Origin of the sequence: Sphingopyxis sp. PAMC25046 (assembly GCF_004795895.1) — a bacterium.
GTDB lineage: Bacteria > Pseudomonadota > Alphaproteobacteria > Sphingomonadales > Sphingomonadaceae > Sphingopyxis.
The window spans coordinates 1,939,150-1,964,858 of sequence record NZ_CP039250.1 but is presented as its reverse complement, the minus strand read 5'-3'; the positions used below and the strand labels follow the sequence as shown (position 1 = coordinate 1,964,858).

The window sequence follows — 25,709 nt, the reverse complement described above, 5'->3', positions numbered from 1 at the left end:
CGCGCGGCGCAAGCAATCCGTCGCGCAGGTTGCCGCAGCCCGCTTTCGCCGATAAGACGCGGGCGACCATGAGCGAGCCTTTGATTTCCTTCGAACCCGCAACCGGCGAAGAGCTCTGGCGCGGGCCGGTCAGCGACGTCGAAACCGAAGTCGAAATCGCGCGCCGCGCCTGGCCCGAATGGGCATCCAAGCCCGTCACCTTCCGCACCGAAACGCTGCGCCGCTTCGTCGACCGGGTGAAGGCCGAGGGCGAGGCGCTCGCCGACCTGATCGCGCGCGAAACGGGCAAACCGCTATGGGAAGCGCGCACCGAAGTCGAATCGGTCGCGAACAAGGTCGATATTTCGGTCAAAGCCTATGCCGAACGGACACCCAATCGCCGGATCGAAGGCGCGATGGGGCTGCGCAACGCGGTGCGCCACAAGCCGCACGGCGCCTTGGCGGTACTCGGCCCCTATAATTTCCCGGCGCATTTGCCCAATGGCCACATCGTCCCGGCGCTGATCGCGGGCAATTCCGTCGTCTTCAAGCCTTCCGAAAAGACCCCGGCGGTCGGCGCTAGACTAGTCGAGCTCTTTCACAGCGCGGGCGTGCCGCAGGAAGTGCTGCGCCTCGTGATCGGCGGGCCCGAAACGGGCAAGGCGCTCGCGGGCCATGAAGGCATAGACGGACTGCTTTTCACCGGTTCGGCGCGTACCGGCCTGGCGCTTAACCGTCAGTTCGCGGGCCAGCCGGGCAAGATGCTCGCGCTCGAAATGGGCGGCAACAATCCGATCGTCGTGTGGGACACTGCCGACATCCGCACCGCGGCGATCCTCGTCGTCCAGTCGGCTTTCCTGAGCGCCGGGCAGCGGTGCAGCAACGCGCGGCGGCTGATCGTGAAGGACGGCCTCGCCGACGCGCTGATCGACGAGGTTTGCAAGCTCGCGAACCGGCTGATCGTCGATCACCCGCACGCCGATCCCGCTCCCTATATGGGGCCCGTGATCGACAATGAGGCGGCCGACGGCCTCACCGAAAGCTTTCTGATCCTGATGTCGAACGGCGGACAGGTAATTCGCCACATGACGCGCCCGGTCGCGGGCCGCCCCTTCCTGACCCCGGGTATCATCGACGTGACCGCAATGCGCGAACGCCCCGATATCGAGCTGTTCGGCCCGCTGCTGCAGGTCGTCCGCGTCGGCACCTTCGAGGCTGCGATCGCCGAGGCGAACAACACGGCTTTCGGTTTGTCGGCGTCGCTGATCGGCGGCACGCCGCAACTTTATGATCAGTTCTGGGCCAATGCCCGCGCCGGGGTGATCAACTGGAACCGCCCCACCAACGGCGCTTCGTCGGCGGCGCCGTTCGGCGGCATCGGCCTGTCGGGCAATCACCGGCCAAGCGCCTTCTATGCCGCCGACTATTGCGCCTATCCGGTCGCAAGCTCGGAAAGCGATGCGATGCGCGCCTCGATCGGCGTGGGACTGCGCGATCCCGAGGGATCGCGGCTGGTGACGAAGAAATATCTGTAACCCCATTTTCGTCATGCCGGACTTGATCCGGCATCCATTCCGGCGACGAAGCCATGAACCCCGGATCAAGTCCGGGGTGACGAGAGTGGTGGAGCGGCAATTTTACCTTCACCACCGTCAATAAAGCCTGCTTTGCCAATCGCGGCCCGCGCGATCATCTATCCTGCATGGCAAAGACTCTCCCTCCTGCGGGCAAGCTCTGGCTCGTCGGTGCCGGTCCCGGCGATCCCGACCTGTTGTCGCTACGCGCCGCGCGCCTGCTCGAAAGCGCCGACCTCATCGTCCACGACGGGCTCGTCGGCGAAGGCGTGCTCGCACTGATCCCGGCGCATATCGAGCGGATCAGCGTTGCGAAGCAGCGCAGCCGTCACACGATGAAGCAGGAATTGATCAATGAAATGCTTGTGCGCGAGACGCTTGCCGGCAAGCAGGTCGTGCGGCTGAAGGGCGGCGATCCCTTCATCTTCGGCCGCGGCGGCGAAGAACTCGACGCGGCACGCGAAGCCGGGGTCGCCTGCGAGGTCGTCCCCGGCATCACCGCCGCCGCGGGTTGCGCCGCGCAGGCTGGCCTGCCACTCACCCACCGCGAAGATGCGAGCGCGGTGAGCTTCGTCGCCGGCCAGTGCAAGGATTTGACCGATCAGGATTGGTCGGGGCTCGCGGGACACGGCCGCACGCTCGTCATCTACATGGGCCTCGCGACCGCGCACGCGATCGCCGACAAGCTGATCGCCGACGGCGTTTCGCCGGACCTGCCGATCGCGATCGTCGAGCGCGGGACCACCGACGACGCGCGTGTTCTCCGCACGCTGCTCACCGATCTTGGCGACCTCGTCGCGCGCGAGAAGGTCGCCAGTCCGGCCCTCATCATCGTCGGCAAGGTTGCCGCGCGCGCCGACGCTCTCGACTGTCTGGGCGCACCGGGCGTCGCCGCAAAGATCGAAAATACAAGGGACTTCACATGAAACTGCTCACGGGCAACGACCTGAAAACGGGATTTGTCACTTGGTGGACGGGCGCCGACTGGTCGCTGCACATCGAGGACGCCGCCGATGTCGGGGAACATGGCGAGGCGATCCTCGCCGCCGAGGAAGGCGCGCGCCGCGTCAACGCTCCCTATATCATCGCGGGCGAAGCGACGCCCGATGGCCCGCGCCCCGCGCATATCAAGGACCGTATCCGCGCATTGGGGCCAACCGTACGCCCCGACCTGACACTGAAACCCGCTGATCCTGCGGCCGGCGACTGGGTGATCTGACATGTACAAATATGACGAATATGATCATGCGATGGTCGCCGCCCGCATCGCCGAATTTTCGGACCAGGTGAAGCGCCGTCTTGCCGGCGAGATCACCGAGGACCAGTTCAAGCCGCTGCGGCTGATGAACGGCCTCTACCTCCAGCTTCACGCCTATATGCTGCGCGTCGCGGTGCCCTATGGCACGCTCGACAGCCGACAGATGCGGATGCTGGCGCATATCGCGCGCAAATACGACCGCGATTATGGCCATTTCACCACGCGCCAGAATATCCAGTATAACTGGATCAAGCTGGAGGACGCGCCCGCGATTCTCGAAGACCTCGCGTCGGTCGAAATGCACGCGATCCAGACGAGCGGCAATTGCATCCGCAACATCAGTTCGGACCAGTGGGCCGGCGCGGCTGCCGACGAGATCACCGATCCGCGCCCGTGGGCCGAATTGCTCCGCCAATGGTCGAGCTTTCACCCCGAATTCAGCTATTTGCCGCGCAAGTTCAAGATTGCGGTGATCGCAGCCGACGAGGATCGCGCCGCGATGCGCCTTCACGACATCGGCATCCAGATTGTCGAAAAGGACGGGCAGCACGGCGCCGCCTTCTACGTCGGCGGCGGCATGGGCCGCACCCCGATGATCGCGCCGCTGATCAAGGATTTTGTCCCGCTCGAAGACATGCTGAGCTATGCTGAGGCGTGCCTGCGCGTGTACAATCGCTACGGCCGCCGCGACAATATTTACAAGGCGCGTATCAAGATCCTGCTCCACGAGCTCGGCGCCGACGAATATCGCCGCCAGGTCGAGGAGGAATTCGCGCATGTGAAGTCGCTCGGCATCGACCCGCCAAAGGCCGAGTTCGACCGCATCGCTGCGCAATTCGCTTCGCCTCCGCTCGACGCTTCGGCTTCGGACGAAATCGACCGCAGCGATCCCGACTTCGCCGTGTGGGTCGACCAGAATGTCGCCGCACACAAGGTACCGGGCCATGCGATCGTCAATATCAGCCTGAAACCCGTCGGCGGCATCCCCGGCGACGCCAGCTCGGCACAGATCGACCTGATGGCCGACCTCGCGGAGAAGTACAGCCACGACGAACTGCGCGTCACCCACGCGCAGAACATCGTGCTGCCGCACGTCCGCAAGGCCGACCTCTACGCGATCTGGCAGGCGCTCGACGCCGCCGGGCTCGCGACGCCGAACCTCGACCTGATCAGCGACATCATCGCCTGCCCCGGGCTCGACTATTGCAGCCTTGCCAACGCGCGCTCGATCCCGGTCGCGCAGAAGATCGCGACGCGCTTTTCGGACCTCGGCCGGCAGAAGGAACTGGGCGAACTCAAGCTCAAGATTTCGGGCTGCATCAACGCCTGCGGGCATCACCATGCGGGCCACATCGGCATCCTTGGGGTCGATCGCAAAGGCACGGAAAACTACCAGCTTTTGCTCGGCGGATCGGGCGCGGAGGATGTGTCGCTCGGTACCATCACCGGTCCGGGCTTCGACGAGGACGGCATCGTCGATGCGATCGAGCGCGTCACCGACAAATATCTTGCCGAACGGACCGAAGGCGAGCGCTTCGTCGACACCTATCGCCGCGTCGGCATGGCCCCCTTCAAGGAGGCGATCTATGGCTGAGCGCGACGCGGTTTTCCCGCCCGAACCCCATGCGCTCTACGAGGCGCATCGCTATTCGCCCGCGATCCGTTCCAACGGCTTCCTGTTCGTATCGGGGCAGGTCGGCGCGCGGCTCGACGGCTCGCCCGAACCCGACCTTGCCGCGCAGGTGCAGCTCGCCTTCGACAATCTGAACGCGATCCTGAAGGCCGCCGGGTCGAGTTTTGAAGAGGTGGTCGACGTGACGCTGTTCATGATCGATCCCGACCGGAATTTCGACACGATATTCCCGGTGCTTGGGGCGAATTGGGGCGGAAAGCCCTATCCGAACATTACGGCGGTGGGCGTGACCTGGCTGTCCGGCTTCACCTTCGAAATCAAGGTGATCGCGCGCATCCCGGGAGAAAGCGAATGACTGATACGGCCCTTCAATCGGGTGAGGAACCCTGCGTCACGCTCGACGCTTTCCTGTCGCAATCGAACGCGACCGCGGTGCGGCTCGAGCCCGACGAGGATGCGCGCGCGCTGATCCCGCATCTGGACCGGCTCGCGCTGATCGAGGTCGCCTTTCCCAAGTTCCGCGACGGTCGGGGCTATTCGTCGGCGCGCATCCTACGCGAGGCGGGCTATACCGGCGAACTGCGCGCTCAGGGCGACGTCCTCGTCGACCAGATCGCCTATATGAAGCGTTGCGGCTTCGACAGCTTCGCGCCCGAAAAGGCGCTCAATCCCGCCGATGTCGAGGCGGCGCTAACGCGCTGGCCCGAACATTATCAGGGCGCCGCCGACGGTGCGGTGCCGATATGGAAATTAAGGCATGGCTGACGTGAAACACTCTCTCCCCAAAGCCGGCGAAGACCGCACCCGCGACCGCATCGACGTCGCGCCGCGCTTCACGCAAGCCGACGTCATCCGGCTCAACAATTTGTTCCGCGGCCAGGACGCCGCCGAAATCGTCGCGAGCGTGATCGGTGCGGGCCTGCTCGGCGAAACCGCGATCGTCTCCAGCTTCGGGGCCGAAAGCGCGGTGCTGCTCCATCTCGTGGCACAGACTGCGCCCGGCATGCCGGTTTTGTTCCTCGACACCGGCAAGCATTTCCCCGAGACTCTCGCTTACCGTGACGAGCTGGCGGCGAAGCTGAATCTCAACATCGTCAACCTGACCCCCGATGCCGAAGACCTCGCGCAAAAGGACGCGACCGAGCTGCGCTGGTCCTACGACCCCGACGGCTGCTGCGAAATCCGCAAGGTCAAGCCACTCGAAAAGGCGCTGACCGATTTCGACACGTCGATCACGGGCCGCAAGGGGTTCCAGTCCGCGACGCGGCAGGGGCTCGCGCGCTTCGAGCTCGACGGCTCGACCGGCCGGCTCAAGTTCAACCCGCTTGCCAACTGGACGCGCGAGATGCTCGACGATTATTTCGCCGCGCACGACCTACCGCGCCACCCGCTGGAAGCCGAAGGCTATCCGTCGATCGGCTGCTCGCCCTGCACGTCGAAGGTCAAGCCCGGCGAAGACCCGCGCTCGGGCCGCTGGCGCGGCTGGGACAAGACCGAATGCGGCATCCACAGCGAAGTTACCCCGGTCGACGACGATCCGGCGAACGATCCGGCCTTCTAACTCGACCTATTCATAATCATCATAGGCCATGCTGTCGTCGGCGAGGTCGCTGAACTTGGTCGTCTTCGCTTCGAAGTGCAGGCGCACCTTGCCGGTCGAACCGTGACGCGATTTGGCGACGATGACTTCGGCGAGGCCGAAGACGCGCTCCATCTCGGCCGCCCATTCCTCATGCTGTGCGTGGATTTTCACGTCGTCGCCCTCGACCGGGCGTTTGGGCTCGCGCGCCGCGACATAATAATCCTCGCGGAACACGAAGAGCACCATGTCGGCATCCTGTTCGATCGAGCCCGATTCGCGAAGGTCGGAGAGCTGCGGACGCTTGTCCTCGCGGCTTTCGACCTGGCGGCTGAGCTGCGAGAGCGCCATCACAGGGACATTAAGTTCTTTCGCCAAGGTCTTTAAGCCACGCGAAATTTCCGAAATTTCCTGCACGCGGTTATCGCCGCTTTTCGACGAGCCCTGCAAGAGCTGGAGATAGTCGACGACGATGAAACCGATGCCGTGGCGCCGCTGCAGGCGACGCGCGCGCGTGCGCAGCCCCGCGATCGTCAGCCCCGGCGTATCGTCGATGAACAAAGGCAGTGTCTGTAGCGCTTGCGCCGCGCGGCTCAATTGCTGGAACTGCTCCTTGCTGATCTTGCCCATGCGCAGCGCTTCGCCCGACACGCCCGATTGTTCGGCGAGCACGCGCGTCGCGAGTTGGTCGGCCGACATCTCGAGGCTGAAGAAGGCGACCTTTGCGCCCATATTCTTCTCGGGCGGAATGCCGTCTTCCTCGTCGCGGCGCCAGCGTTCGGCGGCATTATAGGCGATGTTGGTCGCGAACGAGGTCTTGCCCATGCCCGGGCGGCCGGCGAGGATCATCAAGTCCGAATTGTGCATGCCGCCGATCTTGGCGTTCATGCTCGCGATCCCGGTGGTGATCCCCGACAGATGCCCACCAGAATTGAGCGCCCGCTCGGCCGCCTGCAGCGCGGTGAGGCTCGCCTGGCTGAAATTCTTGACCGACCCCATCTCGGCCTCGCCGCCCGCGACACGGTAGAGCGCGGTTTCGGCCTCCTCGATCTGCGCCTGCGGGTCGACGCGCTCGCTCGTGTCGAGCGCATTGTCGACGAGTGTGCGCCCGACCCCCGCAAGTTCGCGAAGCAGCGCGAGATCGAAAATCTGCCGGGCAAAGTCGCGCGCGCCGATCAGACCCGCACCGCTGCCGGTCAGCTGCGCAAGATAACCGACCCCGCCGACCGCCTTCATCGCCTCGTCGGCCTCGAAATAAGGCTTCAGCGTCACCGGTGTCGCGATGCTGTTGCGCTCGATGAGCGCCATCGTCTGCTGAAAGATGCGGCCGTGAAGCGGTTCGAAGAAATGGTCGGGGGTCAGCGCAACCGGCAAATCCTCGACGACTCGGTTGTCGATCAGGATCGCGCCGAGAAACGCGGCCTCGGCTTCGATATTACGGGGTAATTGGCGTTCGTCCCCGGTGTTGGCCGGGGTCGGGATCAGGGCTAGCTCAGGCATGGCGACCTTCATGCGGTGCCGCTTCGGACGGCGCAACAGGTGATGCCCGACAGGCTATCATAACTGTGGGTTGCTGTGAATAAGTCGCCCCCTTGCCCTTCGCGGCGCGCCAAGTAGAAGCACAGGCAGCATGAGCGACGCAGACCCCTCCAAACAGCGGATCATTTCGGTCGAGCTCGACGAAGGGTCGATTGTCTGGCGCAATCCCGACGTCGAGCAGGAACGCCGTGTCGCGATTTTCGACCTGATCGAGGATAATAAGTTCGTACCGCAGCGCGGCCATCCCGACGGCTATGCCGGCCCCTATCGGTTGATGTTGCGTGTCGAGGACGGCCGCCTGATCTTTGAAATCGCGCGCGAAGATGGATCCCCGCTCGAGGCGATCATCCTTGGTCTCGGGCGTTTCCGCCGCCCCATCCGCGATTATTTCGCGATCTGCGATTCCTATTATCAGGCGATCAAGACCTCGACCGCGCAGCAGATCGAGACCGTCGACATGGCGCGCCGCGCGCTGCACAATGAAGCGGCCGAGATGCTGATGGACCGGCTCGACGGCAAGATCGCGGTCGATTTCGACACCGCGCGGCGATTATTCACACTGATCTGCGTGTTGCACATCAAGGGCTGACGATGAAGGCGGGGGCAATCAGGGGCGGAAAGGCAGCAAAGGCCGCGGCGGCATGGCGCGCGAAGGTAGCGCGTCTGTTGCGCCGGATTGGCGCGGTTATCGTGCTGCTGCTCCTAGTCGCCGGCCTCGCGCTGTGGTGGGCGGCGCGCTGGACGCCCGACCGCGCCATCTATCCAACGCAGGGCGTGACGATCGACGCTGGCAACGGCGACGTCCATTGGGGCTCGATCAAGGCCGCAGGCGCCGAATTCGCCTATATCATGGCGACCGACGGATCGGGCGGGGTCGACGCGAAATTCGCCCGCAACATGGCCGAAGCGCGCAACGCGGGGGTTCAGGCGGGCGCGATTCATCGCTACAGCCTTTGTCAGCTCGCGACCGATCAGGCCGCCAATTTCATCCGCCATGTCCCGCGCCGCGCCGATATGCTGCCCGCCGTGGTCTGGCTCGATTATGACGACCGCTGCCCCGACCGACCGACACGCGCACTCTTGCTGTCCGAACTCGCCACATTTCTCGCCCAGATCGAGGCGCATATGGGCAAGCAGAGCCTGATCGCGCCGGGCCCGACGTTCGAGAGCGATTATAAGGTGACGCGGGGAATCGCCCGTACCACCTGGCTGCGCCGCGATTTCTTCGAACCGGATTATGGCGCGCATCCCTGGGCGATGTGGCAGGCGAACGACTATGTCCGTCTGTCGGGCGCCAACAGCACCGTCGGCTGGAACGTGCTGCGCCCGCAAGGAGAGATGCGATGACCAAGACCCGCCCCGACACTCGCGATGCGCTGATCGACGCGGCGCGCGATGCCGCGAGCCGCGCCTATGCGCCCTATTCGGGTTTTCATGTCGGCGCCGCGCTGCTCTTGAAGAACGGCGACGTGGTGACCGGTGCCAATGTCGAAAATGCGAGCTATGGCCTGACGCTCTGCGCCGAAACGGCGGCGGTGGCCAAAATCGCGAACGAGGGCTGGATCGGCGAACTCGCCGAGGTCGCGATCGTCGGCGGGCGTCCCGACAGCGATGCGCTTCTGGGCAGTGCCCCGGTCAATCCGTGCGGGCGCTGCCGCCAGATCCTCAACGAAGCCGCCGAACGGTCGAAGACCGACATTCTCGTCCATTGCGCCTCGGGCGACGGCAAGGCGGTGAAGAGCTACAGGCTCAGCGAACTGCTTCCCGCCGCTTTCGGGCCGAAGGACCTCGGCCTCATCGACTGACCGCTTGCGCAACGCGCGCAGCCCTTACAAGAGACACGCATGGCCATTCTTTCCGATCGCTGGATTCGCGAAGCCGCCCGGACGCAGGGCATGATCGAACCGTTCGTCGAGGCGCAGCGCCGCGACGGCTGCATCAGCTACGGCCTTTCCTCCTATGGCTATGACGCGCGCGTTGCACCCGAGTTCAAAATTTTCACCAACATCGATTCGACCACGGTCGATCCCAAGGAATTCGATCCCAAGAATTTCGTCGACCGCGAAACCGACGTCTGCATCATTCCGCCGAACAGCTTCGCATTGGCGCGCACGGTCGAATATTTCCGTATCCCGCGCGACGTGCTCGTCATCTGCCTCGGCAAGTCGACCTATGCACGCTGCGGCATCATCGTGAACGTCACCCCGCTCGAACCGGGCTGGGAAGGCCATGTGACGCTCGAATTTTCGAACACCACCCCCCTGCCCGCCAAGATCTATGCCAATGAGGGCGCCTGCCAGTTTCTCTTCCTCCAGGGCAACGAGCCCTGCGAGACGAGCTACGCCGACCGCGCGGGCAAATATATGGGGCAGAAGGGCGTTACACTGCCAAAGCTTTGATACCCCGACCCACGCGGTCGCGCTTGCTCCGGACGCGAAAATTGATAACGTTCCCATAGATCAAAAACGGGGATGAGATCATGAAATTCCACGCCGCCGCGGTCACGCTCGCCGCGCTGCTTTGCTCCGCCGCCGCGCACGCCGAAGGCTTTCTGAAGGTCGAGGGCACCGAAATCGTCGACGGATCGGGCAAGCCCGTGATCCTGCGCGGCATGGGGCTCGGCGGCTGGATGCTTCAGGAAGGCTATATGCTGAAGCTTGGCGAAGTCGGGCAACAGCATAAGATCCGCGCGAAACTCGTCGAATTGGTCGGCGAGGAACGGACGGCAGAATTCTACCGCGCCTGGCTCGATAACCATACGACCCGCGCCGACATCGACCAGATGGCGAAGTGGGGTTTCAACTCGGTGCGCCTGCCGATCCATTTCGACCAGCTCACCCTGCCCTCCGACAAGGAACCCAACGCAGGTCAGGATACGTGGCGCGAGGAAGGTTTCCGGCGCATCGACCGCCTGCTCGAATGGAGCAAGGCGAACCGAATCTGGCTGATCCTCGACCTCCATGCCGCACCCGGCGGCCAGGGCAACGACCTCGCCATCTCCGACCGCGATCCCGCCAAGCCCTCGTTGTGGCAGAGCGAGGAGAACCAGCGCAAGACCGTCGCGCTGTGGAAGAAGCTCGCCGCGCGCTACAGGGACGAACCATGGATCGGCGCCTATGATCTGATCAACGAGCCTAACTGGAGCTTCGCGACCCCCGGCAAGGGTAATGGCTGCGACGAGACCGAGAACAAGGCGGTGTGGGCGCTGCAACAGCGCATCACCCGCGCTATCCGCGAAGTCGACCAAAAGCATATCGTCATCATCGAGGGCAATTGCTGGGGCAATAATTACCAGGGCCTGCCGCTGGCGTGGGATGCCAATATGGTGCTGAGCTTCCACAAATATTGGAACCGCAACGACGAAGCGAGCCTCGCCGGAATCAAGGCACTGCGCACCAGCTACAACCGCCCGATCTGGCTCGGCGAGTCGGGCGAGAACAGCAATGCATGGTACCGCGACGCGATCGCGCTCGTCGAGGAAGGCGGCATCGGCTGGAATTTCTGGCCGCTCAAGAAAATCGGCTTCAACCAGCCGCTCGAAATCGTCGCCGGCGACGACTGGATGAAGATCACCCTATGGATGACCGGCAAGGGACCGAAGCCCGTAGCCGACGAAGCCTTCGCCGCAATGATGCAACTTGCCCAGAACACGCGCTTCGACCGGAATATCCCGAAACCCGATGTCATCGACGCGATGTTCCGCCAGCCGCACGACCCGACTTACCGCGCGTTCGCACCGCGCACTTTGGCAGCGGAGCCGCTAACCATCGCGGCCGTGGACTATGACCTCGGCCCGCCGGGCGTTGCCTATGGCGATACGGTAGACGCCAATTATCACGTCACGACCGGCGGCGAACGAACACCGTGGAACAACGGAACCACCTACCGCAACGACGGCGTCGACATTTCTCGCGAAGCCGACGGCACGCCCTATGTCAGCGACTTCGTCACGGGCGAGTGGATGCGCTACAGTGCCGATATCGCAAAGACCGGCCGCTGGACCGTCTCGGCGCGCGTCCGCACGGCGAAGGGCGGCCGCATCGGGATCGACGAAACTGGCGTGTCGGTTCCGGCCAGCACCGCTTGGCGGACCGTGAAGCTCGCCGACATCGATGTGCCTGCGGGCCCCGGTGCCGCGACTCTGCGGGCGCTCGCTTGCAGCGACTGCGAGGTTGCCGAGTTGGTCTTCACTCCGCACTGACGGGAACCCATCGCCTTCGCTGCGCGTCCTGTCTGCACAAGCGGCCGGGGCGCGCCAGAGGAGGATAATCCATGTCCATGATCGCCGTCTTTTTCGGCCGCCTGTTCATCGCCGTGATTTTCATCGTGTCCGGGATCAACAAGCTGATCCATGTCAACGACACCAATGCGATGATCGCCGCCGCGGGGCTGCCCGGCGGGCTTGCGATCCCGACCGGACTGTTCGAACTTATCGCGGGTGCCTGCCTCGCGCTCGGCATAGCGACGCGGCTGTGGTCGATCCTGCTCGCGGCGTTCGTGCTGCTGACGATCCTCTTTTTCCACCGCGAGTTTACCGATCCGGTGCAGGCGATGGCGGCGATGAAGAATCTCGCGATTGCGGGCGGCCTGCTCTGCCTCTTCGGTTATGGCAACACGCGTTGGAGTTACGACGCGCTGCGCCAGCGCCGCCGCGACGAACTCGCCACGCACCGGGCTCAACAGCACGCGACCGATGCCGAACTGCGCGCCGCGCGCGCCGAGGGCCGGGCAGAAGCGGCCGGCGCGCCGGTGGTGGTCGAGAAACGCCCCTTCTGGCGTCGCTGACGCTTCGCGCTTGGCATCGTGGTGCGTCTGCGCTAGCCTTCACTTAACGTTTACGTAAAGGGAGGGTTTGCCATGGCGTCCCGCGATTTCGACATCGTCGTCTACGGCGCGACGGGCTTTACCGGCCGCCTCGTCGCCGAATATCTCGCGCACCATTACAAGGGCCGCAAGGACGGGCCGAAATGGGCGATGGCGGGGCGCAGCCTCGACAAGCTTGCCGAAGTGCGCGACCTGATCGGCGCCGACGAAAAGACCCCGCTGATCGTCGCCGATGCGAGCGATCCCGCGAGCCTCGACAAGATGGCGGCGAGCACGAAGGTCGTGCTGACCACCGTCGGCCCCTATCAGCTATACGGCAGCGAACTCGTCGCCGCCTGCGTCCGCGCGGGCACCGCCTATGCCGACCTCTGCGGCGAACCCGGCTGGATGCGCGAGATGATCGACGAGCACGAGGCCGCGGCGAAGGCGTCGGGCGCGCGCATCACCTTTTCCTGCGGCTTCGACTCGATCCCCTTCGATCTCGGCGTCTCCTTCCTGCAAGCCGAGGCTGTCAAACGTCACGGCAAGCCCGCGCCGCGGGTGAAAGGCCGCGTGCGCAAGATGGCGGGCGGCGCATCGGGTGGCACGATCGCGAGCCTCACAGAGACGTTAAAGGCGATCGCCAAAAAGCCCTCGCTCGCACTGCTGCTCAAATCCTCTTTCGCGCTGACGCCGGGCTTCGAGGGCCCCGCGCAGCCGACCGGGCTGATCCCCGAATATGACGGCGCGACGGGTACCTGGACCGCCCCCTTCGTGATGGCACCGATCAACACCAAGAATGTCCACCGCACCAATTTCCTGCTCGGCCACAAGTGGGGCGAGGATCTGGTTTACGACGAGATGGTGATGACGACGATCGGCGACGCGGGCAAGGCAATGGCCGAAGCGATGGCGAAAGCGAATCCGTTCGGCGAGTCGACGCTCCAGCCCGGCGAAGGCCCGAGCAAGGAAGAGCGCGAGAAGGGCTTTTACGACATTCTCTTCATCGGCGAATATCCCGACGGCGCCACAGTCCGAGCGAGCGTTCAAGGCGACCGCGACCCCGGATATGGCTCGACGTCGAAGATGCTCGCCGAAACGGGCATGGCGCTGCTCGAAAACAAGGGCGCGGGCGGCGTGTGGACGCCCGGCGCGCTGCTCGGTGATGCGCTGATCGCGCGGCTGACCGCGAATGCGGGCCTGACGTTCCAGATCGAGGACTAATTTCGGCTCCGTTCGTGCTGAGCTTGTCGAAGCACCGTTCTTCCATGCTTCAAAAGAAGAGCGGCCCTTCGACAAGCTCAGGGCACGCCGGCTTTATGGTGAAATGACATTATGACTTCCGCTTCTCCATCCGCCCTCGACACCCTTCTCTCCACCCTCCACACCGAAGACGGCGTGGCGAAGGCGCATATCGACGAAGGGTGGATGCAGGGCCGCACCGCCTATGGCGGGATCAGTTCGGCGGTCGCGCTCGCGGGCGCTATGGCGCTTCACCCGACCGAGACGCCGCTGCGCTATGCACAAATCAGCTTCGTCGGCCCGGTCGGCGGCGATTGCACCGTCAAGACGCGCGTGCTGCGCCAGTCGAAATCCTCGTTGTTCATCGACGCCGGCGTCTCGAGCGACCAGGGTTTCGGCACCGCCGCGGTCTTCGCCTTCTCGCCCGACCGGGAAAGCCATCTCGACCATAACCGGCTGGCGATGCCCGATGCGCCCGATCCCGAAGCGCTGGCACCGGTGCCCGAACATCATGCGCGGCCGTCGTTTACGCGCCATTTCGACATGCGCCCGACGACGGGCCCGCGCTTTGCGTGGAAAAGCGAGGTCGGCGAATATCTGACCTGGGTGCGCTTCGTCGAGGAGCCCGCGTGCCATCCCGCCATCGCGCTGCTCGCGATGGGCGACGCGCTGCCCCCTGCCGCTATGGCGCTGTTCAGCCAGTTCGGCCCGATCAGTTCGATGAACTGGACGGTGAACATGCTCACCGGGACGCCCAAAACCGACGACGGATGGTGGCTGCTCTCGGCGAAGACCGGCTATGCGCGCCACGGCCTGTCGGTGCAGGACATGATGCTGTGGAACCGCGCCGGCGAACCGGTCCTCAGCGGCAGCCAGGCGATCGCAATCTACGCCTGAACGGGCAGCGCAATCACCGCATCGAGCCCGCCGCCGGGACGGTTGGACAAGGTTAGCGAGCCGCCTTCGCCTTCCGCGATGTCGCGCGCGATCGACAGACCCAGCCCCGCGCCGCCGGTCGCGCGATTGCGCGACTGTTCGCCGCGGGCAAAGGGCTCGATCAGCGTCCGGATCTGCTCGTCGGTCAGGCCGGGGCCGTCGTCGGATACCGCGATCCGCGCCGTCTCCCCTTCGACGCGCACCGACAAGCGCGCCCGCACGCCATAGGCCACGGCATTGTCCGCCAGATTGCGCAAGGCGCGCTTGAGCAGCATCGGCCGCGCCAGCACGGAAACATCGGCGACGTCGGCGATCGCGACGTCCCGACCACGCTCCTGATAGTCCGCCGCCAGTTCGCCGATCAGTTCGCGGAGCGGAATGCGCTCCTGCGCCTCGGTCCCCGCGCCCGAGCGCGCCAGCGCCAAAATGTCGCTCAGCATCGCGGTCATTTCCTCGATGCTCGCGATCATCTTGTCTCGCAGCGCCTCGTCCTCGACCTGCTCGACGCGCACGCGCAGGCTGGCGAGCGGGGTGCGCAGGTCGTGTCCGACGGCGCCGAGCATTCGGTCCTTGTCGGACAGCATCGTCGCGATCCGCGCGCGATAGGCGTTGAAGGCGGCGATGAGGTCGCGCATGTCCGACGGTCCCTCCTCTTCGAGCGGCGTGGCGTCGCGCAGCGCGGGGTTTATGCGCGCCGCGCGCGTCAGGTCGCGCAAGGGCCGTGCGACGCGCCACGCGATCAGCATGATAGGGACGAGCAGAAGTAGGTAGAGCGACAGCGTCTGCCACAGAAGAAAACCCTGCAACCGGTCGCCGCCGATCTGGATCCTGCTGCGCACCGTGACATAGCGGCCATCGATCTTTGCCGAGACGACGACGATCCTGCCCGGAAAGCCGGACCGGCGCGGGAAATCGGCGCGCGGCCCGTGCGACCGGACAGGCAAGGCCCAAGCGTCGACCGTCCCGACCTCGACATCGGCCTCGCGCAGCAGGCCCGAAACATATTCGGCCAGCTCGGGCATCCTCTTCGCGCGGACGGGCACCGCGATCGGCGTGTCGGAAATCACCTGCTTGGCGCTGCGCTCGCGCCGCTCGCCGTCGCGGCGCGCCCGAAAATCGCCGCGCCGGTCGCGTTCGACGGCGTCGATGATCCGCGCGACCGCCATCCCGCCGCCATGCGCCAGAAATTGCTGTTTCTGCCCGCGCACGAGCAGCGCGAAGTTGATCGCCTGCGCGACGAACAACATCACCGCGACGGCAAAGACGAGCTGGCCGACAAGACTTCTCGGCCACAGGCGGAACTTCATGTGGCGGGCCCCATGCGCTTGACCTCGCAGGCGAGCGTATAGCCGCCGCCCCACACGGTCTTGACGATCTGCGGATGCGCGGCGTCGATTTCGATCTTCTTGCGCAGCCGGCTGACCAGATTGTCGATCGCGCGGTCGAAAATGTCGGCCTCGCGCCCACGAACGAGGTCGAGCAGCCGGTCGCGGCTCATCACCTGCCGCGGATGGCGGACCAGCGCGTGGAGCAGATGATATTCGCCCGACGACAGCGCGACTTCCTCGCCCGCTTCGTCGACGAGCACGCGCTCGACCTCGCGCAGCACCCAGGGCCCGAAAGCATAGCTGGTGCCGTTGCTGTCGAGCGCGCGGCCGCCCGCCTGCGTCCGGCGCAGCACGGTGCGGATGCGCGCGACCAGTTCGCGCGGGTTGAAAGGTTTGACGACATAATCGTCGGCGCCGATCTCGAGCCCGATGATGCGTTCGGTATCCTCGGCGCGCGCGGTCAGCAGGATGACGGGAATGCTGCTCGTCTCGCGCAAATGGCGGGTCAGCGACAAGCCGTCCTCGCCGGGCATCATGATGTCGCTCACCACGAGATCGACGGTCTGCGCGCGCAGCACCGAGCGTGCCTCGGCGGCGCTCGCCGCGTCGACGACGATATAGCCCTGCGCGGTCAGATATTCGGCGAGCGGTTCGCGGATCGACGGTTCGTCGTCGATCAGCAGGATGCGCGGCGTATCGCTATCGTTCATCGTTTTTCCGTCAAATGCTAGTTCGCCCACCGGCCCGCGAGGACCGGTGGGCGATAGCTGGCAGGGACCGGCGGCAAAGGCAATGCCGGGAGGGGGATGGCCTGTCGTTACCAAAAGGCCCCTGCCAAATCGCTTATTCGCCGGTCGGAGCCGCGCCGCGCTTGGCACGCCATTCGCCAGCCTTGGCTTTCCACGCCTCGCGCTGCGCTTTGCGTTCCTCGGGCGTCACCTGACCGTCCTTGTTCGCGTCGGCGGCGTCGAAGCGGGCGAGCGCCGCGGTCTGGAATTCGGCCTGGCTGATCGCCTTGTCGCCGTCGGTGTCGGCCTTGCCCATCATCATGCCATGGTGACCGCCACGCTTTCCGTGATGGCCGCGCATGCCGTGGCGCTTGCCCTTTCCGGCCTCGCCGGCCTCGGCGCGCCTTTCATCGCGCTTGGCCGCGCGGTCGGCGCCATGCTGATCCCATTCGGCCTTGCTGATGCTGCCATTGCCGTCGGCGTCGAGCTTGGCGAACATCTTCGCCTGGCGCTCGGCGCGCTTGGCGGCGCGATCGGCGGTGTCGAGCTTGCCGTCCTTGTTGGCATCGAGCTTGGCGAACATTTCCGCCGCCTTGGTCTGCACCTCGGCGCGGGTCTGCGTCGCGTTCCGATCACCGCCGGGGGCAGCGAGGACGGGCACGGCGATCAGGGCCGCGCCCAGCGTCAAAAGAGTGATTTTCCTGTTCATCTAACGAACTCCTTCGAGGGACCTTGCGGGGAGAGCCGGGTCCCGATGAAGCCGTTTTAGGAGCGATTTGTCCCAGCCGGGTGCCGGATGACCGAAAAAATGTCGCAAAATGTCGCAGAACGGGCGCGCCGTTCATGGGGGCGCAAGCAGAAGGAGCCGGCCGCGCCAAGCGCGACCGGCCCCGACCTATGCTCAATTCAGGACCTGTCAGGGACTGACAGGCGAATCCTCGTCATTATCGGCGACGAGGATGATCGCGCCAACGCCGACCAGCAGGCCGACCAGACCGATGATCCAACTCGAATTGCCCTCGAGCTCGCTCGCGCCCTCGACGGCCGAAGCCGCGCGCGGGGCGCTCGCTGCGGCCGACGCCGCGACCGGGGCCGCCACGACCGACAGGGCCGCAAAAGATATCGCCGTCTTCTTGAAAATATTCATCTCATTCTCCGTCGCTGGACATGTCCCTACCCCCAAGTAACGACCGAGCGGCCGCCATTGATCCGCGCCCAGAGGCCATTCGTCGCGGAAGTCGGACGGATGGACCGGCGGCGGCTATGTCGAAGTAACGAAAAGTTTCGCAATCGCGTCAGCATGTTGCGGCGGCAACCTCGTATCTCTACGCTCCCGTCGCCTGACAAGAGGGAGACTCGCATGACCGACACCGTGCCCGATCGACGGACCGTCCTTGCCGCGATGGGCGGTCTTGCCGTCGCCGGCCTCGCTCGCCCCGCGGCGGCCGAAGCAAGCGCCGACGTGCGCCTCGACGCGCTGCTCTCCGCGCAATTCGAGCAGGGGCTGCGCGACGAGCCGACGCGCGCCACTTCGCTCGGTATTGATACCGGCGCCCGTGCCGCGCTCCGGGCAGAGTTTCCAGACTGGTCGCCCGCCGCGCGCACGGCACGTAACCGCCAGATCGATCGCGACCTCGCCGCGGTCCGCGCGATCAAGCCCGAAACGCTTGGCGACGCGGCGCGGATCGCGCACGACAGCGCCGAATTTGACCTTGTGGCGCGCCAGCGGCTCGCCCGCTTCACCTATCACACCGGCGGTTTCGGGCACCGGCCCGGCCCCTATGGCGTGACCCAGCTCGGCGGCTTCTACACCGGGGTCAGCACCTTCCTCGACAGCCAGCACCCCGTCGCGACAAAGGCCGACGCCGACGCCTATATGGTACGGCTGCAGGCGATCCCGGCGCTGTTCGACGCCGACACCGAAATCGTCAAGGCGAACGCCGCGATGGGCGTCGTCGCGCCGCGCTTCATCCTCGATCAAGCACTCCAGCAACTCGCCCGCCTCCGCGACGGCGAGGTCGCGGACAAGACGCTCGTCGCCTCGATCGCGAAGCGCAGCACGGCGATCGGCCTTTCGGGCTATGGCGAGCGCGCCGCCGCGGTCTTCGCAGGCCCGATCCGCGCCGCGCTCACCCGTCAGATCGACGCGCTAACCGCGCTGCTCTCGCTCGCAGGCACCGACGCCGGCGTCGCGCGCCTGCCCGATGGCGAGGCCTATTATGCCGCGACGCTCGCGCAGCATACGACGACCAGCCTCGACGCCGCCGAAATCCACCGCATCGGCCGCGAGCAAGTCGCCGATCTGACCTCGCGGATGGACGAACTGCTCAAGGCGCAAGGTTATACGAAGGGCAGCATCCGCGACCGCCTGAACGCGCTGGGTAAGGCCGAGGGGCAGCTTTTTGCCAACGACGATTCGGGCCGCGCCGAAATGCTCGCCTATCTGAACGGGCTGCTCGGCAAGGTTCGTGGCCGCCTGCCGCAGGTGTTCAGCCGTATGCCGAAAGCGCCCTATGAAATCCGCCGCGTCCCGCCCGAGATCGAAATCGGCGCGCCGGGCGGCTCGGCGCAGGCTGGAACCCCCGACGGTTCGCGCCCGGGCATCTTCTTCATCAACCTGCGCGATACCGCCGAATGGCCGCGCTACACCCTCCCCACCCTCGCCTATCATGAAGGCGCGCCGGGACATTTGTTCGAAGGGGCATTGAAGTTCGAGGACAGCGAACTGCCGCTCTATCGCCAGGCGGCGTCGGTCACCGCTTATGGCGAAGGTTGGGGCCTTTACGCCGAACAGGTCGCCGACGAGCTTGGGATGTATGACGACGATCCGCTCGGCAAGATTGGCTATCTCGCTTCCTACGCCTTTCGTGCGTCGCGCCTCGTCGTCGACACCGGCCTTCATTCGATGGGGTGGAGCCGCGAGCAGGCGATCGATTATATGGTTGAAAATTCGTCGAACTCGCCGAGCGCGTCGCGCACCGAGATCGACCGCTATATCGTTTATCCGGGGCAGGCCTGTTCGTACAAGGTCGGGCAGATCGCGATCAGCCGCGCGCGCGACGCGGTGTCGAAGCGCCCCGGCTATGACATCAAGCAGTTCCACGATGTCGTGCTCGGCGCCGGGCGCATCCCGCTCGCGGTGCTCGAACGCCGCGTCCTCGCGGCATTTCCGGCCTAGAAAAGAGTAAGCCCCGTCGCATTTCTGCGGCGGGGCTTCCCTAGACTTCGTCCGAAGACAGAAGTCAAATTCCACTCTCTCTTTCGATCGAGCAGACAAATGAAACGCGGCGGATCCCGGATGGTTCCCGACGCGCCGAATCTTTTTAACTTATCTTGCGCGCCGCGGCCGATCCGAGGATCAGGAACAGCACCACAAGCGCGAGACCGACGAAGAACAGGATCTTGGCGACACCTGCCGCCGCACCCGCAACGCCGCCAAAGCCGAGTACCGCGGCGATCAGCGCGATCACGGCGAAAATCAAAGCCCATTTGAACATCTGTCGTCTCCTTGCATTTTTGCATTCGCGCGCATCACCGGTTTCGAAAGCGCATGGCTTTCGAGGGGGGAACGGCCGGTGGCCGCGCATCAAACATCTGATAGTCGATACGAACGCAGAACGACGACGGCCCGCGAAAGTTCCTGCCATCCGACAGATAGCCCCTTGCCTATCCGGCCCGCGATGCGTTTATGCAGGCATCGTTCGAGGGAGTTTCACGCCTATGTCATCGCCGCACCGGCTGATTGCCGCCGCAGCCGCCACCCTGTGCCTATCCGCCGCAGTCCACGCCCAGCCGACCGATGCGGCGCCTATGCAGGGCACCGCATACCTTAACCGGCAAATGGCCGCGCTCGCCGAACGCCATGGCGCCGACGGATGGCGCGTGACCCCAAGCGGGCTGCGCTGGCGGCGCGTTGCAGGCGACGGCAGCGGCGCCCACCCCGGCGCGACCGATGAAGTCACCGTCCATTATGTCGGCACCTTCGCTGACGGCCGCGAGTTCGACAGTTCAGTCGCGCGCGGCGAACCCGCCACCTTTCCGCTCAATCGCGTGATCGACGGCTGGCAGGAAGGCGTCCAGCTCATGGGCGTCGGCGACAAGGTCGAATTCGCGATCCCGTGGCAGCTCGCCTATGGCCCCGACGGAAAGGGCCCGATTCCGGGCGGCGCGACTCTGTTGTTCGCGGTGGAACTGCTCGGCATCGAGCCTGCGGGCTGATTGTCGGGGAAAGGCCTGGAGCGGGTAGCGGGAAACCCGCCTCTAAAGTTATGATTTGAAACGGAAAAAAATTATCCGATTTCGATAAAATTTTAGCCCCAACAGCGGCCCCGAGGCAGTTTTGATGCTCGGGTTTGATGCCAAAACAGGGAATCCGAGACGTCTTAAACACCAGTGATTCGTCTTGAACAAGTGATTTTTTGAGCCAATCTTTTTGGGTCGGATCAACCGCCGTCAGAGAATATTGAATGTACTCACCGCGAACGCGCGAAGGTGTCGGCGATGAAATCCCGGCCAAGCCGCAGGCCGACTGGTTCGACGCTGTGAGCGACGCCGTAGGAGATGTGTGTGGTGACCTCCACACCGAGGCGCCTCAGCTCGCCTTCTGCCATGTGCAGCGCCGCGATCGGAACCACGGGATCAGCCGTTCCATGCACTAGGAGCACCGGCGGCTTTGCGAAGTCATCGTGCGCAATATCGGCCGTGCTCGTTAGCATCCCCGAATAACCCACCACTGCGGCGACCGCGCGCCGCCGGCGGAGAGCTACATGAAGCGCCATCATCGTGCCCTGGCTGAAGCCGACAAGCGCCAAATCTGCCTCGGTCAGCTCATACTGTGCAAGTTTGCGGTCGATAAAGGCATCAATCGCGGGCGCCGCCGAGGCCGCGCCAGCTGCCAGTGCCGACGGTGAGAATCCGGTCAGTCCCCACCATTGGTATCCGGCTCCCATCATTCCGCAGCGCTGCGGCGCATGCGGGGCGAGGAACAATGTGTCGGGAAGCGCCTCTTGCCATTGGGGCGCGAGCGCGATCATGTCTGCGCCGCTTGAACCAAACCCATGAAGCAGCAGCACGATCTTTTTAGGCGAAGCTCCGGAGCGCGGCTTCAGACTCGCGCCGTTGACAATTTTGGACAAGGAATTTTTCCTACAGGCTTGTCGCAGTTAGTTCCTCGGCATTGCCAGATGGCGCCACGGCATAGATCGAGCGACCTTATAGGTAGAAACGCAGCAGCCAACTTTCCAGCCGATGCTTCACATTCCGTTGGCACCGTCGAACACTGGGTGATTTTCGTCGGTTCTGGCCGATTGCCGACGGACTGCTTTCGGTAGAAAATCATGAAAAGCTGACGTTCCGGCTGGAGCTTCAGCAAGAGACGGATGGCAGACCTTTCGCAATGCAAGCAATAGGAGCCGCGCGCGCAAAGTTCATGCCGCGCTGCGACTTCAAAGGCGCGGCGTGTTTAGCGAGCATACTCCAGATCCACGCTTGCCCCAAAAAAAATTGGCCTCTGGCCCGAGAAATCATCCTTTGGCCACGTGGTCGCTTGGAGGCTAGATGTTGTCAGGAGGAATTTTTCTGCTGGCGATTCAACGGGAGGAAGCGGCACAATGCGGCATGCGGGGCGGTCCGGAATTTCATTGCAGCGAAGCCTGATTCTGGCAGGCCTGTTGTGCGTTCAAGGCTTCGTTACTGGCTGCAGCGAGGCTGAGACGCTTAATTCTGACACTAAGGGCCTGACAAAGATATCCGAGACGGCGAGCATTGAGGGCAGGAAAGAGGGCGTGTGGCAACCTCCGGCCGGCCATCAGCAGACGCCCTTGTGGCCTGGAGCCGCGCCGAACATGGAAGATGTCAGACTTCCTCCAGAGTATAGCGAAACGGCAACGAATCCGAAACGCTTCGCCGGACGTCCGGTTACCGGCGTGTTCAACGTCGCCGTACCCACTCTTACAGTGTTTCCAGCCAAACAACCCGGCAATGGCGCAGCGATGCTGGTTTTTCCCGGCGGAGGATTCGCCAAGCTCGCGATCGACCTGGAAGGTAGTGAAGTTTGCGACTGGCTGACTTCAAGAGGCACAACCTGCGTGCTCGTCAAATACCGCGTACCCAAAAGCAACCACCACCATGATGAAGACTGCGATTGTGGCGTGACACCCAAACATCTCCTTGCATTGCAGGACGCGCAGCGTGCGATACGCTTGATGCGCTCGCGCGCCGGTGAACTCGAGATCAACCCCCGCAAGATCGGTGTCATAGGCTTCTCGGCCGGAGGCTATCTGGTCGCTCAGACCAGCAATATATTCGAACCTGCATATGAGCCAGTTGACGAAATAGACAAAGTGAGCAGCCGGCCCGATTTTGCCATCGCAATGTTCCCGGGCCACCTCTGCAGAGCGGGGGGTTCGCTTGATCCTGGTATCAAAGTCACCAAGGCGACCCCGCCAACATTTCTTCTTCAGGCTTGGGACGATCCCGTCGATCCGATTTGCAACAGCATAGTCTATGCGCGAGCGCTGGACGACGCAGGTGTTCCAGCAGAAGTCCATCTCTTTGCCAGGGGAGGGCACGCCTTCGCCATGCGCCCGCTGGGTCATCCCGTCGAGAGATGGCCGACGCTTGTGGAAGATTGGCTCAAGGACACAGGAATTCTTTGAGCGAATGTGGCAATCGATTGCGCCCGAGGTCGGAACCTCATCCCCCGGAACGCTTGTTTCGGAGCGAAATCGCTGCTCTTGGCCGTGTGTGGACGGGCAGCTTTCGGTTCCGAAGCCAAAGAAGCGGACAGATACTCAGCCCATCCAGGAACGTTTCCGAAGTTCAGAGCCGATGAAAATTGCCTGCGCGCAGGCCAGAAGTGCAATCTCGTCGAGCGCTACTTCAATAACTCAAGCATTTCCGCGCCGTCGCAACCCGATATGGCAAGCCGGCGACAACTTCCTCGCCTCAGTCCAACTCGCCGTCATCCATATCAAGGTACGCACTAATGAGACGGTGACCCATTCTTTTATACGCTGGCCGGAACGTCATGCCAACGTAGCGAGCCGGTCACGCAGCCAGACTTGTGCGGGATGGTTGGTGGTCCGGTCATGCCAGATACTGGCGATGGCAAAGCCGGGTATGTGGAGCGGCGGTTCCAGTACCTGCACCCGGTCTGGCCAACCGTCTGCGATCCGACGTGGAATCACCGCAATCATATCGGATCGTGACACGATCTCCGGCACGATCAGGAAGCCCGACGTGGACAAGGCAACAGTACGACGGTGGCCGATCGCCTCAAGCGCCGCATCGGTAGGCCCGGCAAAGCCTCCGCCCAGTTTTGAAACGACGATGTGGTCCAACGCACAGAACAACTCCAGATCAAGGACACCCCGCACGACCGGATGCCCTTGTCGCGCGACCACCACATACTCCTCCTCGTAGAGCCGGCGCTGGCGCATCGCCGCCGGCGCTTCTTCGGGCCTTGCCAAGGCCAGGTCCACCTCACCATGCTCCAACTGTGTCGTGAGCGCCATCACGTCGAGCGTCCGCCAGGCGATGCGGACCATCGGCGCCTCGGCCCGCAAAACGACCGAGTAGCGCGCCAGCAGCGCATATTGGACGTAGTCGCTCGCCGCAATCACCACCGTCGCACGCAGGGTCTCCGGGTTGAACGGCGCTCCTTGCTCGACGACGCGGCGAACACCCTCCAGTGCCTCGTGCAGTGGCTGCATCAGTTCGAGTGCCCGCTGGGTCAGGATCATTCCGCGCTGGCCCGGGATCAGGAGCGGATCGCCCAGCGCCTCACGGAGCCGCGCCAGCCGTGCCGACAAAGCAGGCTGGCTGAGGTTCAACCGGCGCGCGGCTCGTGTGACGTTGCGCTCCTCAAGCAGGGTCTCGAGCGTCACGAGAAGCCCGAGATCGAGGTTTCTGGTATCCATCGTGTCGATAACAACACGTAAAAGGTTCGATTTCAATATCCAAGGCGACTGCACCATTTAAGCCAGGAGCAGGCCTAATCCTGCGACGCATCAATCGACGACCCGGATACCATTTCTCCTATGATAGCTATCCAGGCTTCTCCGCACCAAGGGCTCGACAGCCTGACGCTGGTGGACCTCCCCGACCCCGGCGAACCAGGACCGACCGCCATCCGCAGTCGCCGGCCTCAATTGGACCTGATCCGCCGTGCCGACGCCGTTCACCCCCCCCCCGGTGATCGACCGCTCCTTTCCGCTGGCCGAAATCGCGGACGCCTTCCGGCTCCAGGGATCTGGCGGCTATTTTGGCAAGATCGTCCTCGAATTATAGCAACCCCAACTATCAGGAAGAGATCATTATGAACATTCTCGTTGTTTACGCGCACCCCGAACCCACTTCGCTGACACGGCAGTTGGTCGAGGTGACGGCTGAGACGTTGTCGGCAGCGGGACACACCGTGGTCCATTCGGACCTCTACGGCATGAAGTGGAAGGCGGTGTACGACGCCGACGACTTTCCAGTGCGCGACAACCCCGAACGGTTGTCGTTCATCATGGAGTCGGGCCATGCTTACGCAAGCGGGCATCAGACGCCCGACGTGATCGCCGAGCAGCAGAAGCTGCTCGAAGCCGATGCCGTGATCCTGCAGTTCCCGCTGTGGTGGTACGGCGTGCCCGCGATCCTGAAGGGCTGGATAGAGCGGGTCTATGCCTTCGGCTTTGCCTACGGCTATCAGAATGGCTCCAACGAGTTCCGCTTTGGCGATGGCATCCTCAAGGGCAAGCGAGCGCTGGTCAACGTGCAGGCCGGCGGCCCAGCGGCCGACTATGGCCCGCGCGGTATCAACGGGCCGATCGATCAGCTGCTGTTCCCGCTGACTCATGGCGCCCTGTTCTACCCCGGCATGGACGTGCTCCCGACGCACGTGGTCTATGGCGCGGGTCACGTTTCCACGGCGGAGGAAGTGGACGCGATCAAAGCAGCATGGCGTGTGCGTCTTGCAGGGCTATTCACCGACGCGCCCATCCCCTTCCGGTCACAGAACGGCGGCGACTTCCCTGATCGCCACACGATGGCCGAACATGTTGCGCCGGGCCAAACCGGCCTCGTCGCCCACGTTGCGGATATGGTCGACGCTTGAAGAGCAACGC

28 protein-coding genes are annotated in these 25,709 nt (G+C 64.0%); 20 read left to right on the top strand and 8 right to left on the bottom strand.

The features are described 5' to 3' along the window. The first annotated feature begins 68 nt into the window (after positions 1-68). The 7 genes from astD (at position 69) to E5675_RS09195 (ending at position 6,005) form a co-directional block, all read left to right on the top strand. Positions 69-1,514, top strand: a complete 1,446-nt coding sequence (gene astD / locus E5675_RS09225; protein ID WP_136174260.1) for a succinylglutamate-semialdehyde dehydrogenase — start codon at positions 69-71, stop codon at positions 1,512-1,514. 167 nt (positions 1,515-1,681) lie between these two features. Beyond that, on the top strand, positions 1,682-2,479 hold the full coding sequence (gene cobA, locus E5675_RS09220) for a uroporphyrinogen-III C-methyltransferase (protein ID WP_136174259.1): 798 nt from the start codon (positions 1,682-1,684) through the stop codon (positions 2,477-2,479). Continuing rightward, positions 2,476-2,772 carry a DUF2849 domain-containing protein gene (locus tag E5675_RS09215; RefSeq protein ID WP_136174258.1) on the top strand — a complete coding sequence of 99 codons (297 nt, stop codon included), beginning with the start codon at positions 2,476-2,478 and terminating at the stop codon, positions 2,770-2,772. The genes cobA and E5675_RS09215 overlap by 4 nt, the downstream gene beginning before the upstream one ends. Position 2,773: 1 nt before the next feature. Further along, positions 2,774-4,405 (top strand): nitrite/sulfite reductase, encoded by a 1,632-nt coding sequence (locus E5675_RS09210; RefSeq protein WP_136174257.1) that lies wholly within the window; start codon positions 2,774-2,776, stop codon positions 4,403-4,405. Continuing rightward, positions 4,398-4,799, top strand: a complete 402-nt coding sequence (locus E5675_RS09205) for a RidA family protein (RefSeq protein WP_037557078.1) — start codon at positions 4,398-4,400, stop codon at positions 4,797-4,799. The genes E5675_RS09210 and E5675_RS09205 overlap by 8 nt, the downstream gene beginning before the upstream one ends. Further along, positions 4,796-5,209, top strand: coding sequence for a DUF934 domain-containing protein (locus E5675_RS09200; RefSeq protein ID WP_136174256.1), 414 nt, complete (start codon positions 4,796-4,798; stop codon positions 5,207-5,209). Before E5675_RS09205 ends, E5675_RS09200 begins: the two co-directional genes overlap by 4 nt. Then, positions 5,202-6,005, top strand: a complete 804-nt coding sequence (locus tag E5675_RS09195) for a phosphoadenylyl-sulfate reductase (RefSeq protein ID WP_136174255.1) — start codon at positions 5,202-5,204, stop codon at positions 6,003-6,005. The genes E5675_RS09200 and E5675_RS09195 overlap by 8 nt, the downstream gene beginning before the upstream one ends. Before the next feature lie 6 nt (positions 6,006-6,011). On the opposite strand, the gene E5675_RS09190 is transcribed toward E5675_RS09195, so the two are convergent. After that, positions 6,012-7,523, bottom strand: a complete 1,512-nt coding sequence (locus E5675_RS09190; protein ID WP_037557188.1) for a replicative DNA helicase — start codon at positions 7,521-7,523, stop codon at positions 6,012-6,014. A 130-nt stretch (positions 7,524-7,653) separates the two neighbouring features. On the opposite strand from E5675_RS09190, the gene E5675_RS09185 reads away from it, so the two are divergent. The 8 genes from E5675_RS09185 (at position 7,654) to E5675_RS09150 (ending at position 14,504) form a co-directional block, all read left to right on the top strand. Then, positions 7,654-8,151: a UPF0262 family protein gene (locus E5675_RS09185; RefSeq protein ID WP_058803761.1), complete on the top strand. Its 498-nt coding sequence runs from the start codon at positions 7,654-7,656 to the stop codon at positions 8,149-8,151. 2 nt (positions 8,152-8,153) lie between these two features. After that, positions 8,154-8,909 carry a GH25 family lysozyme gene (locus tag E5675_RS09180; protein WP_136174254.1) on the top strand — a complete coding sequence of 252 codons (756 nt, stop codon included), beginning with the start codon at positions 8,154-8,156 and terminating at the stop codon, positions 8,907-8,909. Next, positions 8,906-9,367, top strand: coding sequence for a cytidine deaminase (locus E5675_RS09175; protein ID WP_136174253.1), 462 nt, complete (start codon positions 8,906-8,908; stop codon positions 9,365-9,367). The genes E5675_RS09180 and E5675_RS09175 overlap by 4 nt, the downstream gene beginning before the upstream one ends. Before the next feature lie 39 nt (positions 9,368-9,406). Beyond that, on the top strand, positions 9,407-9,961 hold the full coding sequence (gene dcd, locus E5675_RS09170; RefSeq protein ID WP_058803764.1) for a dCTP deaminase: 555 nt from the start codon (positions 9,407-9,409) through the stop codon (positions 9,959-9,961). 80 nt (positions 9,962-10,041) lie between these two features. Next, positions 10,042-11,763 carry a cellulase family glycosylhydrolase gene (locus tag E5675_RS09165; protein ID WP_136174252.1) on the top strand — a complete coding sequence of 574 codons (1,722 nt, stop codon included), beginning with the start codon at positions 10,042-10,044 and terminating at the stop codon, positions 11,761-11,763. 71 nt (positions 11,764-11,834) lie between these two features. Continuing rightward, positions 11,835-12,347, top strand: coding sequence for a DoxX family protein (locus E5675_RS09160; RefSeq protein ID WP_136174251.1), 513 nt, complete (start codon positions 11,835-11,837; stop codon positions 12,345-12,347). Between the two features lie 72 nt (positions 12,348-12,419). Then, a complete protein-coding gene (locus E5675_RS09155) occupies positions 12,420-13,589 on the top strand; it encodes a saccharopine dehydrogenase NADP-binding domain-containing protein (protein WP_136174250.1) in 1,170 nt (389 codons plus the stop codon). Between the two features lie 111 nt (positions 13,590-13,700). After that, positions 13,701-14,504: a thioesterase family protein gene (locus E5675_RS09150; RefSeq protein ID WP_136174249.1), complete on the top strand. Its 804-nt coding sequence runs from the start codon at positions 13,701-13,703 to the stop codon at positions 14,502-14,504. Here the strand turns inward: E5675_RS09150 and E5675_RS09145 are convergent. The 4 genes from E5675_RS09145 to E5675_RS21470 form a co-directional block, all read right to left on the bottom strand. Beyond that, the gene (locus tag E5675_RS09145; protein WP_136174248.1) at positions 14,495-15,850 is read right to left on the bottom strand and encodes an ATP-binding protein; all 1,356 of its coding nucleotides are present in this window, start codon (positions 15,848-15,850) and stop codon (positions 14,495-14,497) included. The genes E5675_RS09150 and E5675_RS09145 overlap by 10 nt on opposite strands. After that, positions 15,847-16,581: a response regulator gene (locus E5675_RS09140; RefSeq protein ID WP_136174247.1), complete on the bottom strand. Its 735-nt coding sequence runs from the start codon at positions 16,579-16,581 to the stop codon at positions 15,847-15,849. Before E5675_RS09140 ends, E5675_RS09145 begins: the two co-directional genes overlap by 4 nt. A gap of 133 nt (positions 16,582-16,714) precedes the next feature. Beyond that, positions 16,715-17,308 (bottom strand): hypothetical protein, encoded by a 594-nt coding sequence (locus E5675_RS09135; protein WP_136174246.1) that lies wholly within the window; start codon positions 17,306-17,308, stop codon positions 16,715-16,717. 207 nt (positions 17,309-17,515) lie between these two features. After that, positions 17,516-17,746 (bottom strand): hypothetical protein, encoded by a 231-nt coding sequence (locus E5675_RS21470; protein ID WP_168707832.1) that lies wholly within the window; start codon positions 17,744-17,746, stop codon positions 17,516-17,518. A gap of 213 nt (positions 17,747-17,959) precedes the next feature. Between E5675_RS21470 and E5675_RS09130 the strand changes: the two genes are divergently transcribed. After that, on the top strand, positions 17,960-19,777 hold the full coding sequence (locus E5675_RS09130; RefSeq protein WP_168707831.1) for a DUF885 family protein: 1,818 nt from the start codon (positions 17,960-17,962) through the stop codon (positions 19,775-19,777). Between the two features lie 145 nt (positions 19,778-19,922). Here E5675_RS09130 and E5675_RS09125 read toward each other — a convergent pair whose 3' ends face one another. Beyond that, on the bottom strand, positions 19,923-20,096 hold the full coding sequence (locus E5675_RS09125; RefSeq protein WP_037557099.1) for a DUF1328 domain-containing protein: 174 nt from the start codon (positions 20,094-20,096) through the stop codon (positions 19,923-19,925). 223 nt (positions 20,097-20,319) lie between these two features. Here E5675_RS09125 and E5675_RS09120 point away from each other — a divergent pair, with 223 nt between their 5' ends. Further along, on the top strand, positions 20,320-20,817 hold the full coding sequence (locus E5675_RS09120; RefSeq protein ID WP_136174244.1) for an FKBP-type peptidyl-prolyl cis-trans isomerase: 498 nt from the start codon (positions 20,320-20,322) through the stop codon (positions 20,815-20,817). A gap of 254 nt (positions 20,818-21,071) precedes the next feature. Here E5675_RS09120 and E5675_RS09115 read toward each other — a convergent pair whose 3' ends face one another. Beyond that, the gene (locus E5675_RS09115; protein ID WP_247594848.1) at positions 21,072-21,734 is read right to left on the bottom strand and encodes a dienelactone hydrolase family protein; all 663 of its coding nucleotides are present in this window, start codon (positions 21,732-21,734) and stop codon (positions 21,072-21,074) included. A gap of 708 nt (positions 21,735-22,442) precedes the next feature. Here E5675_RS09115 and E5675_RS09110 point away from each other — a divergent pair. After that, the gene (locus tag E5675_RS09110) at positions 22,443-23,255 is read left to right on the top strand and encodes an alpha/beta hydrolase (protein WP_210727633.1); all 813 of its coding nucleotides are present in this window, start codon (positions 22,443-22,445) and stop codon (positions 23,253-23,255) included. A 369-nt stretch (positions 23,256-23,624) separates the two neighbouring features. On the opposite strand, the gene E5675_RS09105 is transcribed toward E5675_RS09110, so the two are convergent. Beyond that, the gene (locus E5675_RS09105; RefSeq protein ID WP_210727632.1) at positions 23,625-24,575 is read right to left on the bottom strand and encodes a LysR family transcriptional regulator; all 951 of its coding nucleotides are present in this window, start codon (positions 24,573-24,575) and stop codon (positions 23,625-23,627) included. Positions 24,576-24,765: 190 nt separating this feature from the next. Here E5675_RS09105 and E5675_RS21975 point away from each other — a divergent pair, with 190 nt between their 5' ends. Further along, positions 24,766-24,888, top strand: coding sequence for a zinc-binding dehydrogenase (locus E5675_RS21975; protein ID WP_136174242.1), 123 nt, complete (start codon positions 24,766-24,768; stop codon positions 24,886-24,888). Positions 24,889-24,916: 28 nt separating this feature from the next. Continuing rightward, entirely contained in the window at positions 24,917-25,699 is a 783-nt protein-coding gene (locus E5675_RS09095; RefSeq protein ID WP_136174241.1) for an NAD(P)H-dependent oxidoreductase, read from the top strand. The last annotated feature ends 10 nt before the right edge of the window (positions 25,700-25,709 follow it).

Excerpts from the sequence above, each read along its gene's own strand:
- E5675_RS09095 (WP_136174241.1), top strand. The coding sequence starts at position 24,917 with ATGAACATTCTCGTTGTTTACGCGCACCCCGAACCCACTTCGCTGACA.
- E5675_RS09165 (WP_136174252.1), top strand. The coding sequence starts at position 10,042 with ATGAAATTCCACGCCGCCGCGGTCACGCTCGCCGCGCTGCTTTGCTCC.
- E5675_RS09185 (WP_058803761.1), top strand. The coding sequence starts at position 7,654 with ATGAGCGACGCAGACCCCTCCAAACAGCGGATCATTTCGGTCGAGCTC.
- E5675_RS09210 (WP_136174257.1), top strand. The coding sequence starts at position 2,774 with ATGTACAAATATGACGAATATGATCATGCGATGGTCGCCGCCCGCATC.
- E5675_RS09200 (WP_136174256.1), top strand. The coding sequence starts at position 4,796 with ATGACTGATACGGCCCTTCAATCGGGTGAGGAACCCTGCGTCACGCTC.
- E5675_RS09145 (WP_136174248.1), bottom strand. The coding sequence starts at position 15,850 with ATGAAGTTCCGCCTGTGGCCGAGAAGTCTTGTCGGCCAGCTCGTCTTT.
- astD (WP_136174260.1), top strand. The coding sequence starts at position 69 with ATGAGCGAGCCTTTGATTTCCTTCGAACCCGCAACCGGCGAAGAGCTC.
- E5675_RS09120 (WP_136174244.1), top strand. The coding sequence starts at position 20,320 with ATGTCATCGCCGCACCGGCTGATTGCCGCCGCAGCCGCCACCCTGTGC.
- cobA (WP_136174259.1), top strand. The coding sequence starts at position 1,682 with ATGGCAAAGACTCTCCCTCCTGCGGGCAAGCTCTGGCTCGTCGGTGCC.
- E5675_RS09215 (WP_136174258.1), top strand. The coding sequence starts at position 2,476 with ATGAAACTGCTCACGGGCAACGACCTGAAAACGGGATTTGTCACTTGG.
- E5675_RS09130 (WP_168707831.1), top strand. The coding sequence starts at position 17,960 with ATGACCGACACCGTGCCCGATCGACGGACCGTCCTTGCCGCGATGGGC.
- dcd (WP_058803764.1), top strand. The coding sequence starts at position 9,407 with ATGGCCATTCTTTCCGATCGCTGGATTCGCGAAGCCGCCCGGACGCAG.
- E5675_RS09110 (WP_210727633.1), top strand. The coding sequence starts at position 22,443 with ATGGAAGATGTCAGACTTCCTCCAGAGTATAGCGAAACGGCAACGAAT.
- E5675_RS09160 (WP_136174251.1), top strand. The coding sequence starts at position 11,835 with ATGTCCATGATCGCCGTCTTTTTCGGCCGCCTGTTCATCGCCGTGATT.
- E5675_RS09140 (WP_136174247.1), bottom strand. The coding sequence starts at position 16,581 with ATGAACGATAGCGATACGCCGCGCATCCTGCTGATCGACGACGAACCG.
- E5675_RS21470 (WP_168707832.1), bottom strand. The coding sequence starts at position 17,746 with ATGAATATTTTCAAGAAGACGGCGATATCTTTTGCGGCCCTGTCGGTC.
- E5675_RS09105 (WP_210727632.1), bottom strand. The coding sequence starts at position 24,575 with ATGGTGCAGTCGCCTTGGATATTGAAATCGAACCTTTTACGTGTTGTT.
- E5675_RS09175 (WP_136174253.1), top strand. The coding sequence starts at position 8,906 with ATGACCAAGACCCGCCCCGACACTCGCGATGCGCTGATCGACGCGGCG.
- E5675_RS09180 (WP_136174254.1), top strand. The coding sequence starts at position 8,154 with ATGAAGGCGGGGGCAATCAGGGGCGGAAAGGCAGCAAAGGCCGCGGCG.
- E5675_RS09195 (WP_136174255.1), top strand. The coding sequence starts at position 5,202 with ATGGCTGACGTGAAACACTCTCTCCCCAAAGCCGGCGAAGACCGCACC.
- E5675_RS09135 (WP_136174246.1), bottom strand. The coding sequence starts at position 17,308 with ATGAACAGGAAAATCACTCTTTTGACGCTGGGCGCGGCCCTGATCGCC.
- E5675_RS09155 (WP_136174250.1), top strand. The coding sequence starts at position 12,420 with ATGGCGTCCCGCGATTTCGACATCGTCGTCTACGGCGCGACGGGCTTT.
- E5675_RS09150 (WP_136174249.1), top strand. The coding sequence starts at position 13,701 with ATGACTTCCGCTTCTCCATCCGCCCTCGACACCCTTCTCTCCACCCTC.
- E5675_RS09125 (WP_037557099.1), bottom strand. The coding sequence starts at position 20,096 with ATGTTCAAATGGGCTTTGATTTTCGCCGTGATCGCGCTGATCGCCGCG.
- E5675_RS09190 (WP_037557188.1), bottom strand. The coding sequence starts at position 7,523 with ATGCCTGAGCTAGCCCTGATCCCGACCCCGGCCAACACCGGGGACGAA.
- E5675_RS09205 (WP_037557078.1), top strand. The coding sequence starts at position 4,398 with ATGGCTGAGCGCGACGCGGTTTTCCCGCCCGAACCCCATGCGCTCTAC.